This is a genomic window from Paraburkholderia sp. J94 (assembly GCF_905220285.1).
Lineage (GTDB): Bacteria > Pseudomonadota > Gammaproteobacteria > Burkholderiales > Burkholderiaceae > Paraburkholderia > Paraburkholderia tropica_A.
In genome coordinates this window covers 92,143-104,585 of record NZ_CAJMZH010000008.1, presented here as the reverse complement: position 1 = coordinate 104,585, position 12,443 = coordinate 92,143, and the positions used below count along the sequence as shown (strand labels likewise).

The following is a 12,443-nucleotide window of genomic DNA, read 5'->3' as shown; positions in this document are numbered from 1 at the left end:
AAGAGTAAGAGAAAGATGTTTATCCTGGAGCTGGGCCTGATCGGCCTGTGCATCGCGTTGCTGCCGCTCTCGTGGGTCTGGGTGAAGGCCGACGACAACAAGTTTCGCAAGCTCGTGTGGCTCACGACGTTCATGACGCTCGACCTCGTCATGTTCGGCGGTTTCACGCGCCTCACCGATTCGGGCCTCGGCTGCCCCGACTGGCCCGGCTGCTACGGCACCTCGTCGCCGTTCATCGCGCACGCGCAGATCGCGGCGGCGCATCTGGCGATGCCCACCGGTCCCGTCAGCATGTCGAAGGCGTGGATCGAGATGATTCACCGTTACTTCGCGATGGCGATCGGCGTGCTGATCATCGCGCAGACGGCCATCGCCTGGCGCGCGCGCATCAAGCGCATGCCGCTGCATGTCTCGCCGTGGTGGCCCACGGCGCTGCTCGGGCTGATCGTCGTGCAGGGCGTGTTCGGCGCCTGGACCGTGACGATGAAGCTGCAGCCGATCATCGTCACCACGCATTTGATGCTGGGCCTCACGCTGCTCGGCGCGCTCGCGTGGCTCGCCGCGCGCATGACGCCGCTGCCCGCTTACGAGCCCGACGCCGCGCGCTGGCGCGCCGCCGCGCTGATCGGCCTCGTGCTGCTGATCGCGCAGATCGCGCTGGGCGGCTGGGTCAGCACGAACTACGCGGTGCTCGCCTGCACCGACTTCCCGACCTGCAACGGCGCGTGGATTCCGCCGATGGATTTCCATCACGGCTTCCACCTCTGGCGCGCGCTCGGCATGGACGGCAACGGCGACGTCATCACCCAGGACGCGCTGGTGGCGATCCACTGGACGCATCGCACGTTCGCGTTCGTCGTGATCGCGTATCTGGTAGGGTTCGCCTTGAAAATGCGGCGCTATGCCTCGTTGCGCCGCCCCGCTAACTGGGTTCTGATCGTGGTCGCGATCCAGTTTCTGACAGGACTTTCTAACATCGTCCTGCAATGGCCTCTGCCTGTCGCGGTGGCTCACAACGGTGGCGCGGCGATCCTGCTGCTTTTGCTCGTCGTGCTAAACTTTCGAATTGCTTGTAGCCGCCCCGGCCGCGCCGTTCTCCCTGCGCGCGACACCGCTGCGGTGTGATCCCGCCCTATGGAAAGTACAACCCTCCCCCAGTCGCCCGGCAGCCGCGTATCGCAGTATCTCGCCCTCACGAAGCCGCGCGTCACCCAATTGGCCGTGTTCTGCGCGGTCATCGGCATGTTCCTCGCTGTGCCGGGCATGGTGCCCTGGAAGCAGTTGATCGGCGGTACCGTCGGCATCTGGCTGACGGCCGGCGCAGCCTTCGCGATTAACTGTCTCGTCGAACAAAAAGTGGACGCGCGCATGCGCCGCACGTCGTGGCGTCCGTCGGCGCGCGGCGAGATCACGAGCCGCCAGATCCTGTTGTTCTCGGCCGTGATCGGCGGCCTGGGCATGTGGGTGCTCTACACCTTCACGAATCCGCTCACGATGTGGCTGACGGTCGCGACCTTCATCGGTTACGCGATCATCTACACGCTGCTGCTCAAGCCGGCCACGCCGCAGAACATCGTGATCGGCGGCGCTTCCGGCGCCATGCCGCCCGCGCTGGGCTGGGCGGCGGTCACCGGCCACGTGCCCGGCGACGCCTGGATTCTCGTGCTGATCATCTTCGTCTGGACGCCGCCGCACTTCTGGGCGCTCGCGCTGTATCGCCGCAAGGACTACGAGAACGCCGGCCTGCCGATGCTGCCGAATACGCACGGCGAGAAGTACACGCGCCTGCACATCCTGCTGTACTCGGTGATCCTGTTCGCGGTTACGTTGATGCCCTATATCTCGGGCATGAGCGGCCTGCTGTATCTGGTGTCGGGCGTGCTGCTCGGCGCGATCTTCCTGGCCTACGCCTGGCGCATCTATGTCGAGTACTCGGACGACCTCGCGCGCGCGATGTTCCGTTACTCGATCATCTATCTCTCGCTGCTGTTCGTCGCGCTGCTCGTCGATCATTACGTGCACGCACTCATCGGGGCGTAACGCGATGGTCCGCACTTCGCTTGCGCGCCTCGCGCGCGCCACGGTCGTCGCGTTCGCGGCGACCGCTCTCGTGGGCGGCACGCTCGCGCTCGAAGGATGCGGCCAGCAGCCGCCGTCGTTCTCGAATCTCGACATCACGGGCAACACGCAGTTCGGCAAGGACTTCTCGCTGCCCGATTCGCACGGCAAGACGCGCACGCTCGCCGACTTCAAGGGCAAGGCGGTCGTGCTGTTCTTCGGCTACACGCATTGCCCGGACGTCTGCCCGACCACGATGGCCGAGCTGTCGCAGGCGCTCCAGCAGCTGGGGCCCGATGCCGCGAAGCGCGTGCAGGTGATTTTCGTGAGCGTCGATCCGCAACGCGACACGCCCGAGATCCTGAGCCAGTACGTCACCGCCTTCGATCCGACCTTCATCGCGCTGCGCCCGGCCAACGACGAGCAGCTCAAGCAGATCACGAAGGACTTCCGCGTCTACTACGCGAAGGTGCCGGGCACCTCGCCCGACAACTACACGATGGACCACACGGCGGCGAGCTATGTGTTCGACACCACGGGCAAGCTGCGCCTCTTCGCGCGCGACGGCCAGGGCGTCACGCCGTGGCTCCACGACCTGAAGATCCTGCTCGATATCAATAGCTGAGCACGTCTTCGCCGATGCCGGACACGGCGCGCGGTTGCACCGACTGGCGCCACCGGCATACCCGTATGCGATTTCTTTATTTCGCGGGGCGGCCATCATATGGGATCATTTATGACTGCGCGGACGCGCGGCGCATGACGCCGCCGCGATCGGCGCCGTGACAGCCGCGACCACGCGGCGAGACACGCGATAAATCACGCGTCACATACGCACCAAGTACGGAACAAGCGGGAATCACTCTCCATGCAGCGCAGAAATCTGATTAAAGCTCTCCTCGCCGGCCTCGCCGCCACCACGCTCGCAGCCAGCTTCGGCGCACACGCAGACGACCAGGTCATCAAGGTCGGCACCGTGTCGGGTCCGGACGCGCAAGTCTGGGCCGTGGTCCAGAAGGTCGCGAAGCGCGAAGGCCTGAACGTCAAGGTCATCGAGTTCAACGACTACGTGCAGCCGAACGCGGCGCTCGATTCGGGCGACCTCGACGCCAACAGCTTCCAGACCGGCCCGTACCTCGACAGCCAGATCAAGCAGCGCGGCTACAAGCTCGTGAACGCCGGCCTGACGTACATCTCGCCGATCGGCGTGTACTCGAAGAAGCTGAAGTCGCTGAACGACCTGCCGCAAGGCGCGAAGGTCGCCGTGCCTAACGATCCGTCGAACGAAAACCGCGCGCTGCTCCTGCTGCAAAGCAAGGGCCTGATCAAGCTGCGCGCCGGCGCGGGTGTGAACGGCAATAACGCCACGCCGCTCGACGTCGCGTCGAACCCGAAGAAGGTGAAGCTCGTCGAACTCGACGCCGCGCAACTGCCGCGCGCGCTCGGCGACGTCGACGCCGCCGTGATCAATACGAACTACGCGCTCGCCGCCGGCCTCCAGCCGACCAAGGACGCGATCGCGATCGAAGACATCCACAGCCCGTACGCCAACCTGATCGCCGTGCGCGCGCAGGACAAGGACAAGCCGTGGGTGAAGAAGCTGGTCGCCGCTTACCAGTCGGAAGACGTGCGCCAGTTCATCAAGAACGAATTCAAGGGCTCGATGGTCCCGTCGTTCTAAGCTTCACTGCCGCAAACGAAAAAGCCGCTTCGAAAGAAGCGGCTTTTTTATTTGGCGCGGCGCAAGCGTCGCCAGCGGGCTCGATGGCCAACTCAATCGCTAGCTCAATAACTGCTGCACCACCCGCATCGCGTCGACGAGCCGCGCCTGCTCGTCCGTGGTGAGCCTGGCCAGCACGCTCTCGATATTGCCGACGGCCGCCGCCGCGAGCGCGGCATAGGCCGCCTGGCCAGCGTGCGTCAGACGCAGCAGCGTCTGACGCGCGTCGGCTTTCGAGGGCTCGCGCGCGAGCAGGTCGCGCTGCTCGAATCCCGTCAGGATGCGGCTCAGATAGCCGGAATCGAGCGTGAGATTGCGCGCGAGCGCGGCAGCGGTGTCGGCACCGCCGCTCGCCAGTTCGCGCAGGATGCGCATTTCGGTCAAGGAGTAGGGCATGGGCGGCAGGCCGCCGACGTGTGTGCCCAGGAACTTTCTGTAGAAGCGATTGAACTGCAGGACGGCTTCTGCATGCCGTCTCGTGTCGGAATCGTTTGACAACCTTCTTACCCCGTCGTCATTCGTTGATATTGGTCAGATGCCACTATATGGGATGTCGACGCCAGGCGATATTGTTCTTTCTCCGCGGGTGGGGATATTGGTCCTACTGCGGTATCACGGTGGTGTGCTCAGAAACGTCAATTTCCGGCGTTGTGGTCCTGTGCCTGGAGCCCGAAAGTGGGCTCTCCAGGGAAAATACCGAGGCCGTTTATACCCCGCTCCGAGCCTTATGTGTTCGTGTAAATCGTTGATTCTGCGTGATATTTTTCTGGGCGTGGAAAGAGCGTCGCACGCGTTGACTGGTATTATTGTGGTTATATAATGGGCTCGCTTTCGAACCGGACCGCCGAGCACCGATGCCGAGCCGTCCGGGCGCCCCCACGATTTATCCCCCGCTGGCCGGAGTTCCATGGAAACCCGTTGGTCTGCCCTGATGCCCGATGCGCGCAACGTCACGCCGCTCTATCTGCAGCTGGCGCGCAACCTTGCCACGGCGATTCACTGCGGCGTGTGGTCGGCCGGCGAGGCGCTGCCTTCGGAGCGCACGCTGTCGGATGCCATCGGCGTGTCGCGCATCACCGCGCGCAAGGCGATCGAGCTGCTCGTCGAGCAGGGTCTGATCCGGCGCGCGCGCGGCGCGGGCAGCTTCATCACGCCGCGCGTCGAGGACCCGCTCTCGCGCCTCACCGGCTTCACGAAAAAGATGGAGCAGCGCGGTTTCACCGCCGATTCGGTCTGGCTCGAACGCGAAGTGCGCCCGGCGCGGCGCGAGGAAATCGTCCAGCTCGGCCTGTCGCCGGGCGCGTCGGTTACAAGTCTGCGGCGGCTGCGCCGCGCGGACGGGACCGTGATGGCCGTCGAGCATTCGGCGCTGCCCGTGTCGATCGTGCCGAATCCGGCGCTGATCGACGGCTCGCTGTACGCGTATCTGGAGTCGCGCGGCGAGCCGGTCGTGCGCGCGCTGCAGCACTTTCGCGCCGTGAACGCGACCGGCGAGATCGCCGCGCTGATGGGCGTGGAACCGCGCGCGGCGCTGCTCGTGATCACGCGGGTGGGCTTTTCGCCCGACCAGCGCGCGATCGAACTGACGGATACCTACTGCCGCGACGGCTACTACGACTTCGTCGCGGAGCTTCGGCAATGAAGAACGTGATGAAGAAAAACGCACTCGGACGCAAAGTCGGACGGAACGCACAGCCGCGTCAGGACTCTCTCATGGACATCGACGTAACGACTTATCGCGCGCCGGCCAACGCCGCGCGCACCATCGGAAAAATCTCATGCTGAGCGGAAATATTCTCACCCCCGAGGGCTGGATCAACGGCACGCTGTCGTTCGAGAACGGCCGTATCACGTCGATCCAGGGCGAGGCCGCCGATCCGTCGAAGAACGACGCGCCGTACATCATTCCGGGCTTCATCGACCTGCACGTGCACGGCGGCGGCGGCGCCGACGTGATGGAAGCGGGCGACGCCATCGAAACCATCGCGCGCACCCACGCGCGTTTCGGCACCACGAGCCTGCTCGCCACCACCATGACCGCGCCGCGCGACGAACTGATGAGCGTGGTCGCGGGTCTCGGCGACGTCGCGCGCCAGCGCACGCCGGGCGCGGCCCGCGTGCTGGGCGTGCACCTCGAAGGGCCGTACATCAACCCCGGCAAGCTCGGCGCGCAGCCCGACGCGGCGGTGTCGGCCGTGCTCGACGAAGTGCTCAAGTACCTCGCCATCGCACCGATCCGCGTGGTGACCGTCGCGCCCGAAATCGCGGGCCATATCGAGATCATCGGCGAGATGGCGGCGCGCGGCGTGCGCGTGCAGCTCGGCCATTCGCTTGCCACTTACGACGACGCCGTGGCCGCGCTCAAGCACGGCGCCTGCGGTTTCACGCACCTGTTCAACGCGATGTCGCCGCTGCACCACCGCAATCCGGGGCTGGTCGGCGCGGCGCTCGCACACGCGGAATACGCGGAGATCATTCCCGACCTGCTGCACGTGCATCCGGGGGCGATCCGCGCGGCGCTGCGCGCGATTCCGCGCCTTTATGTGGTGACCGACAGCACTTCGGCCACCGGCATGCCCGACGGCGAATACCGCCTCGGCAGCCAGCACGTGACGAAGTGCCTCGGCGGCGTGCGCCTCGCCGATGGCACGCTCGCGGGCAGCACGCTCACCATGGACCAGGCCCTGCGCAATCTCGTGTCGCTCGGCCTGCCGATCGCGGACGTATCCGCGCGCCTGTCGCGCTACGCGGCCGACTACCTCGGCATCGAAGACCGTGGCCGCCTCGTGCGCGGCGCATGGGCCGATGTCAACGTGTTCGACCGCGATCTGGCGCTTACCGCGACCTATGTCGAAGGAGAATCGATTGTCGAATATGCTTAAAGAAGCGCTGGCCTCGGCCGGCGTCGTCGCCGCGCAGCTCGCGGACACCTCGCGCGTCGAGGCGCTCGCGGGCGTGCTGCAAGCCGAGCCGCGCCAGGTCGCGCTGACGGTCGCGCGCGGCAGCTCGGACCACGCGGCGAGCTATTTCGCCGCGCTGACCATGAGCCGCCTCGGCGTGCCGGTCGCCTCGATTCCCATGTCGATCGCGACGCTCCAGCAGGCGCCTTTACGTGTGCGGGGCCAGTTCGGCCTTGCTTTCTCCCAATCAGGCAGGAGTCCTGATCTCGTCGCCACCATGCGCGTGCTGCGCGAAGCGGGCGCGCTGACGGCGTCGATGGTCAACGTCGCCGGTTCGCCGCTCGCCGAAGCCGCGGGCAACGAACTGCCGCTGCTCGCCGGTCCCGAGTTGAGCGTCGCGGCCACCAAGAGCTATATCGCGATGCTCGCGATGTCGGCGCAACTCGTGGCCTTCTGGCAGCGCGACGCGGCCTTCCTCGACGCGGTGCGCGCCTTGCCCGAGGCGCTCGAACGCGCGGGCACGCTCGACTGGTCGTCGGCCGTCGACGAATTGCGCGACGTCAAGCAGATGCTCGTGATCGGGCGGGGTCCGGGTCTCGCGATCGCGCAGGAAGCCGCGCTCAAGCTCAAGGAAACGTCGAGCATCCAGGCCGAGGCGTTTTCGAGCGCCGAAGTGCGTCACGGCCCGATGGAGCTGATCGACCGCGACTATCCGCTGCTCGTGTTCGCGCCGCGCGGACCGGAGCAGGCCGGTCTCGTCGACTTCGCGCGCGACATGCAAAAGCGCGGCGCGCGCGTGCTGCTCGCCGCACCCGCCGACGTGCCGGAAGCCACGTTGCCGCTCGTCACGGCCGCCGATGCGTCGCTCGATCCGATCGCCGCGATCCTGTCGTTCTACGTGATGGCGGCGGGTCTCGCCGCCGCTCGCGGACGCAATCCCGACGAGCCGCGCTTCCTGAACAAAGTCACCGAAACCCACTAGATTGGAAAGCTGATGGAACGCATCCAGGAGTCCCGCCTGATGAACCCGGAACATTCCGCCGTGCGCGTCGAACTGGTCGCGCCGCTCACCGGGCCGGTCGTGCCGCTCGCGTCGGTGCCCGATCCGGTGTTTTCGGAAGGCCTGTTCGGCGACGGTATCGGCGTCGATCCGCTGGTCGGCCGCCTTGTCGCGCCCTGCGACGGCACGATCATGCACCTCGCGCGCACCGGCCACGCCGTCACGCTGCAAAGCGCCGAAGGCGCGCAGATTCTCGTGCACATCGGCATCGACACGGTCGAATTGAACGGCAAGGGCTTCACGCCCAAGGTCGAGCAGGGCGCGCAGGTGCGCCGTGGCGATCTGCTGATCGAGTTCGATCTCGATGTCGTGGCGTGTCGTGCGCCGAGCCTCGTTTCGGTGATCGCGGTCGCGAACTCCGATGCGTTCGAAGTCGTGGAGCGCGCGGGCGCGGGCCACGTGCGGGCGGGCGAGACGCCGCTGCTCGTGCTGCGCGCGCGCGACGGCGCGGCCGTCGAGGCCAGCGTCACCAATGTCGTGATGGACGAAGTGCGCCGCAACGTGACGCTCGCCCACGCGGGCGGGCTGCATGCGCGGCCCGCGGCGCGGGCGCGCGAAGCGGTGCGCGGCCTGGAGGCGCGCGTCGAGGTGCGGTTCGGCGAGCGCAAGGCGGCCATCGAAAGCGTGGTCGGCTTGCTCGCGCTGGGCGCGGGCGAGGGCGCGACCATCGAACTCGTCGGCATGGGCCGCGACGCGCAGAAGGCCGTCGATGCCGTGGCCGGTGAATTGCTGCGCGAAGCGCCGGGCGAAGTCTCCGAAACGCCCGCGCGCGCGCTTTCGCCTGCGCCTGCCACTGTCAGCACGCAAAGCACGCCAGCCACGCAACAAGCCGCACCGAATACGCTCACGGGCGTATGCGCCGCGCCGGGCGTGGCGGTCGGCAAGCTGGTCCGCTGGGACGACGCCGACCTCACGCCGCCCGAACTCGCGAGCGGCTCGTCGGCGTCGGAAAGCCGTCTGCTCGACAAGGCCGTCGCGGCCATCGACACCGAACTCGAAGCGTCGGTGCGCACGGCTTCGCAGCGCGGCGCGATCGGCGAAGCGGGCATCTTCCAGATGCATCGCGTGCTGCTCGAAGATCCCACGCTGATCGACGCCGCGCGCGATCTCATCAGCCTCGGCAAGAGCGCGGGCTTCGCGTGGCGCGAGGCGATCCGCGCGCAGATCGCCGTGCTCGGCAAGGTCGACGATCCGCTGCTCGCGGAGCGCGCCGCCGATCTGCGCGACCTCGAAAAGCGCGTGCTGCGCTCGCTCGCTTATACGAACGGCGCGGCGGGCGCGAACGGCGCAGCGCAGCGCGAACTGCCCGACGAAGCCGTGCTCGCCGCCGACGAATTCACGCCCTCCGATCTCGCCACGCTCGACCGCACGCGCGTGACGGCGCTCGTGATGGCGCGCGGCGGCGCGACCTCGCACGCGGCGATCATCGCGCGTCAGGCCGGCATTCCGGCGCTGGTCGCGCTCGGCGACGCGCTGCATCAGATCGAGGAAGGCGCGCAGGTGATCGTGGACGCGAGCGCGGGCCGTTTCGCCTTCGCGCCCAGCGCCGCCGACATCGAACGCGCGCGCACCGAGAAGCAGCGCCTCGCGGGCGTGCGTGAAGCGAACCGCCGCACCTCGCACGAAGCCGCCGCCACGCGCGACGGCCACGCGGTGGAAGTGGCGGCCAACATCGCGACGCTCGACGACGCGCGCACGGCCGTCGACAACGGCGCCGACGCCGTGGGCCTGCTGCGCACCGAACTCATGTTCATCCATCGTCAGGCGGCGCCGACGATCGAGGAGCATCGCCAGAGCTATCAGGCCATCGCGGAAGCGCTCGCGGGCCGCACGGCGATCATCCGCACGCTCGACGTGGGCGCCGACAAGGAAGTCGATTATCTGACGCTGCCGCCCGAGCCGAATCCGGCGCTGGGTCTGCGCGGCATCCGCCTCGCGCAGGTGCGCCCCGATCTGCTCGACGACCAGTTGCGCGGCCTCGTGGCCGTGAAGCCCGAAGGCGCGCTGCGCATCTTGCTGCCGATGGTCACCGACGTGGGCGAACTCGTGCGCCTGCGCGAACGCATCGACGCCTTCGCGCGCGAAGCGGGCCGCAGCACGCGCGTGGAAGTGGGCGTGATGATCGAGGTGCCGTCGGCGGCGCTGCTGGCCGACCAGCTTGCATGTCACGCCGATTTCCTCTCGATCGGCACCAACGACCTCACGCAGTACACGCTCGCGATGGACCGCTGCCAGCCCGATCTCGCCGCGCAAGCCGACGGCCTGCATCCGGCCGTGCTGCGCCTCGTCGCGATCGCGGTGGAAGGTGCGCGCAAGCATGGCAAGTGGGTGGGCGTGTGCGGCGCGCTGGCGGGTGATCCGCTCGCGGTGCCGCTGCTTATCGGTCTCGGCGTGACGGAACTGTCGGTCGATCCGGTCTCCGTGCCGTCGATCAAGGCGCGCGTGCGCAAGCTCGATTACGCGCTCTGCCGCGACCGCGCGCAGGACGTGCTGATGCTCGAATCGGCGCAGGACGTGCGCGCCGCGAGCCGCGCGAACTGGCCGCTCGACTGAGCGTCGCGTCGCCCGCAGTCATACCGTTAAATCATCAGGTTTCCAAACTAACCACACCCCGGCGCGCGCAGCGATCGCGCGCCGGCTTTTCTCACCCAATACGTCTCGCCGCAAGACTTCAAGAGACAGGGACTGGAGGCAGTTCGATGGATGGCAATCCGTTTCTCAAGATCCAGAGCCTCGGCCGCGCGCTGATGCTCCCGATCGCAGTGCTGCCCGTGGCGGGCATTCTGCTGCGCTTCGGCCAGAGCGACATGCTCAATATCAAGATCATCGCCGACGCGGGCGGCGCGATCTTCGACAATCTGCCGCTGCTGTTCGCGATCGGCATCGCGGTCGGTTTCGCGAAGGACAACAACGGCGTGGCGGCGCTCGCGGGCGCGCTCGGCTATCTGGTCGAGACCGCCGTGATGAAGGACATCAACGACAAGCTCAACATGGGCGTGCTGTCGGGCGTGGTGGCCGGTGTCGTCGCGGGCATGCTGTACAACCGCTTCAAGGACATCAAGCTGCCCGAGTTCCTCGCGTTCTTCGGCGGCAAGCGCTTCGTGCCGATCATCACCGGGCTCGTCTGTCTCGTGCTCGGGCTGATCTTCGGCTATGCGTGGGGACCCGTGCAGAGCGTGATCGACACGGCGGGCCACTGGCTCACCACGGCGGGCGCGATCGGCACCTTCGTGTACGGTCTGCTCAACCGGCTGCTGCTGGTCACGGGGCTGCACCACATCCTCAACTCGCTCGTGTGGTTCGTGTTCGGCACCTTCACGCCGGCGGGCGGCGCGCCGGTCACGGGCGACCTGCACCGCTTCTTCGCGGGCGACCCGACGGCGGGCGGCTTCATGGCCGGCTTCTTCCCGGTGATGATGTTCGGTCTGCCGGCCGCGTGTCTCGCCATGCTGCACGAAGCGCCGAAGGAGAAGCGCGCGATGGTCGGGGGCCTGCTGCTCTCGATGGCGCTCACGTCGTTCCTCACGGGCGTGACGGAGCCGATCGAGTTCACCTTCATGTTCCTCGCGCCGGTGCTCTACGCGATCCACGCGGTGCTCACGGGCCTGTCGCTGGCGATCTGCTCGCTGCTGGGCATCAAGCTCGGCTTCACGTTCTCGGCGGGCGCGATCGACTACGCGCTGAACTACGGCCTCTCGACGCGCGGCTGGGAAGCGATTCCGCTCGGCGCGGCGTATGCCGTCGTGTATTACGTGCTGTTCCGCTTCTTCATCCGCCGCTTCAATCTGCCGACGCCGGGCCGCGAAGCCTCGGCGGGCGACACGGAAATCGCCGCGTCGATGTCGGGCGTGGCGGTGCCGGGCGCGGCATCGGCCTCGCGTGCGGCGCGCTATATCGATGCGCTCGGCGGCGCGGCCAACCTCAAGGTGGTCGATGCGTGCACGACGCGTCTGCGTCTGAACGTGGCCGATCCGGCACGCGTTTCGGAACCCGCGCTCAAGGCGATCGGCGCGCGCGGCGTGCTCAAGCGCGGCGGTGAGAGCGTGCAGGTCATCATCGGGCCGGAAGCGGACATCATCGCCGATGAGATTCGTGGTGAGATTGCGCGAGGCGGCGTTTCTGTCAATGTGGCTCAAGTGGCGAACACCGCGCCGGTCGCTCCGGCCGTTGCGCAAACCGCGCAGGCTGCGACGGCCGCGCACGAAGCCGGACCGCTCGATCCGAACCCGTCGCGCTGGCTCAGCGTGCTCGGCGGCGCGGCGAACATCGTCTCGCTCGATGCGGTCGCGGCCACGCGTCTGCGCGTGATCGTGCGCGATCCGGCGGCGGTCGACCGCGCGAAGCTCGACGCGCTCGACGTGGCGTGGGTGTCGGCGGATACGCTGCACATCGTGGTCGGCGACGCCGCGCCGCGTTACGCGCGCGAACTGGCGTTGCAGCCGGCTTGAGCGTGCGCGTGAGGCCGATGAAGCGCTGATCCGCGAGATCACGCGCTGTCGGCCGAAATCATCGGCCCAATAAAAAACCGGCAGGTTGCCAGCCTGCCGGTTTTTTTCATGGCGCGGCGCGATGCGTTAGCGCGCGTCGTCGCCGGAGATCTCCATCTTGCGATGCTCGTCGAGCCACATCACGTTGATGATGCCGAAGGCGAGCGCCACGCCGATGCCCAGAATCCAGGTGAAGTACCACATGATGTCCACTCCTG

General features: G+C 67.2%; 12 protein-coding genes. 10 read left to right on the top strand and 2 right to left on the bottom strand.

Annotated features, from left to right (window positions below; translation table 11 throughout):
• The first annotated feature begins 15 nt into the window (after positions 1 to 15).
• The 4 genes from U4Y88_RS18445 to U4Y88_RS18430 all read left to right on the top strand — a co-directional run bounded on the left by U4Y88_RS18445 (position 16) and on the right by U4Y88_RS18430 (position 3,739).
• Positions 16 to 1,125, top strand: a complete 1,110-nt coding sequence (locus tag U4Y88_RS18445) for a COX15/CtaA family protein (protein ID WP_321785577.1) — start codon at positions 16 to 18, stop codon at positions 1,123 to 1,125.
• A 9-nt stretch (positions 1,126 to 1,134) separates the two neighbouring features.
• Positions 1,135 to 2,040 carry a heme o synthase gene (gene cyoE / locus U4Y88_RS18440; protein WP_224010325.1) on the top strand — a complete coding sequence of 302 codons (906 nt, stop codon included), beginning with the start codon at positions 1,135 to 1,137 and terminating at the stop codon, positions 2,038 to 2,040.
• 4 nt (positions 2,041 to 2,044) lie between these two features.
• On the top strand, positions 2,045 to 2,683 hold the full coding sequence (locus U4Y88_RS18435; protein WP_224010327.1) for an SCO family protein: 639 nt from the start codon (positions 2,045 to 2,047) through the stop codon (positions 2,681 to 2,683).
• A 243-nt stretch (positions 2,684 to 2,926) separates the two neighbouring features.
• The gene (locus tag U4Y88_RS18430; protein ID WP_224010329.1) at positions 2,927 to 3,739 is read left to right on the top strand and encodes a MetQ/NlpA family ABC transporter substrate-binding protein; all 813 of its coding nucleotides are present in this window, start codon (positions 2,927 to 2,929) and stop codon (positions 3,737 to 3,739) included.
• Between the two features lie 99 nt (positions 3,740 to 3,838).
• On the opposite strand, the gene U4Y88_RS18425 is transcribed toward U4Y88_RS18430, so the two are convergent.
• Positions 3,839 to 4,174: a MarR family winged helix-turn-helix transcriptional regulator gene (locus U4Y88_RS18425; RefSeq protein ID WP_224010331.1), complete on the bottom strand. Its 336-nt coding sequence runs from the start codon at positions 4,172 to 4,174 to the stop codon at positions 3,839 to 3,841.
• A gap of 511 nt (positions 4,175 to 4,685) precedes the next feature.
• On the opposite strand from U4Y88_RS18425, the gene U4Y88_RS18420 reads away from it, so the two are divergent.
• From U4Y88_RS18420 to nagE, 6 genes are all read left to right on the top strand, one after another.
• A complete protein-coding gene (locus U4Y88_RS18420) occupies positions 4,686 to 5,420 on the top strand; it encodes a GntR family transcriptional regulator (RefSeq protein WP_224010334.1) in 735 nt (244 codons plus the stop codon).
• Positions 5,417 to 5,563 carry a hypothetical protein gene (locus U4Y88_RS18415; protein ID WP_224010336.1) on the top strand — a complete coding sequence of 49 codons (147 nt, stop codon included), beginning with the start codon at positions 5,417 to 5,419 and terminating at the stop codon, positions 5,561 to 5,563. Before U4Y88_RS18420 ends, U4Y88_RS18415 begins: the two co-directional genes overlap by 4 nt.
• Positions 5,557 to 6,660 carry an N-acetylglucosamine-6-phosphate deacetylase gene (nagA, locus tag U4Y88_RS18410; protein ID WP_224010338.1) on the top strand — a complete coding sequence of 368 codons (1,104 nt, stop codon included), beginning with the start codon at positions 5,557 to 5,559 and terminating at the stop codon, positions 6,658 to 6,660. The genes U4Y88_RS18415 and nagA overlap by 7 nt, the downstream gene beginning before the upstream one ends.
• The gene (locus tag U4Y88_RS18405; RefSeq protein ID WP_321785836.1) at positions 6,653 to 7,660 is read left to right on the top strand and encodes an SIS domain-containing protein; all 1,008 of its coding nucleotides are present in this window, start codon (positions 6,653 to 6,655) and stop codon (positions 7,658 to 7,660) included. The genes nagA and U4Y88_RS18405 overlap by 8 nt, the downstream gene beginning before the upstream one ends.
• A gap of 12 nt (positions 7,661 to 7,672) precedes the next feature.
• Entirely contained in the window at positions 7,673 to 10,291 is a 2,619-nt protein-coding gene (ptsP, locus tag U4Y88_RS18400; protein ID WP_321785575.1) for a phosphoenolpyruvate--protein phosphotransferase, read from the top strand.
• A gap of 146 nt (positions 10,292 to 10,437) precedes the next feature.
• A complete protein-coding gene (gene nagE / locus U4Y88_RS18395) occupies positions 10,438 to 12,186 on the top strand; it encodes an N-acetylglucosamine-specific PTS transporter subunit IIBC (RefSeq protein WP_321785572.1) in 1,749 nt (582 codons plus the stop codon).
• 126 nt (positions 12,187 to 12,312) lie between these two features.
• Here nagE and cydX read toward each other — a convergent pair whose 3' ends face one another.
• Complete coding sequence (cydX, locus tag U4Y88_RS18390) at positions 12,313 to 12,429, bottom strand: cytochrome bd-I oxidase subunit CydX (protein WP_310630724.1); 117 nt, start codon at positions 12,427 to 12,429, stop codon at positions 12,313 to 12,315.
• Between the last annotated feature and the right edge of the window lie 14 nt (positions 12,430 to 12,443).

What these genes read in the sequence shown, in the direction of transcription:
- U4Y88_RS18445 (WP_321785577.1), top strand. Translation starts at nt 16, where the DNA reads ATGTTTATCCTGGAGCTGGGCCTGATCGGCCTGTGCATCGCGTTGCTG.
- cyoE (WP_224010325.1), top strand. Translation starts at nt 1,135, where the DNA reads ATGGAAAGTACAACCCTCCCCCAGTCGCCCGGCAGCCGCGTATCGCAG.
- U4Y88_RS18435 (WP_224010327.1), top strand. Translation starts at nt 2,045, where the DNA reads ATGGTCCGCACTTCGCTTGCGCGCCTCGCGCGCGCCACGGTCGTCGCG.
- U4Y88_RS18430 (WP_224010329.1), top strand. Translation starts at nt 2,927, where the DNA reads ATGCAGCGCAGAAATCTGATTAAAGCTCTCCTCGCCGGCCTCGCCGCC.
- U4Y88_RS18425 (WP_224010331.1), bottom strand. Translation starts at nt 4,174, where the DNA reads ATGCCCTACTCCTTGACCGAAATGCGCATCCTGCGCGAACTGGCGAGC.
- U4Y88_RS18420 (WP_224010334.1), top strand. Translation starts at nt 4,686, where the DNA reads ATGGAAACCCGTTGGTCTGCCCTGATGCCCGATGCGCGCAACGTCACG.
- U4Y88_RS18415 (WP_224010336.1), top strand. Translation starts at nt 5,417, where the DNA reads ATGAAGAACGTGATGAAGAAAAACGCACTCGGACGCAAAGTCGGACGG.
- nagA (WP_224010338.1), top strand. Translation starts at nt 5,557, where the DNA reads ATGCTGAGCGGAAATATTCTCACCCCCGAGGGCTGGATCAACGGCACG.
- U4Y88_RS18405 (WP_321785836.1), top strand. Translation starts at nt 6,653, where the DNA reads ATGCTTAAAGAAGCGCTGGCCTCGGCCGGCGTCGTCGCCGCGCAGCTC.
- ptsP (WP_321785575.1), top strand. Translation starts at nt 7,673, where the DNA reads ATGGAACGCATCCAGGAGTCCCGCCTGATGAACCCGGAACATTCCGCC.
- nagE (WP_321785572.1), top strand. Translation starts at nt 10,438, where the DNA reads ATGGATGGCAATCCGTTTCTCAAGATCCAGAGCCTCGGCCGCGCGCTG.
- cydX (WP_310630724.1), bottom strand. Translation starts at nt 12,429, where the DNA reads ATGTGGTACTTCACCTGGATTCTGGGCATCGGCGTGGCGCTCGCCTTC.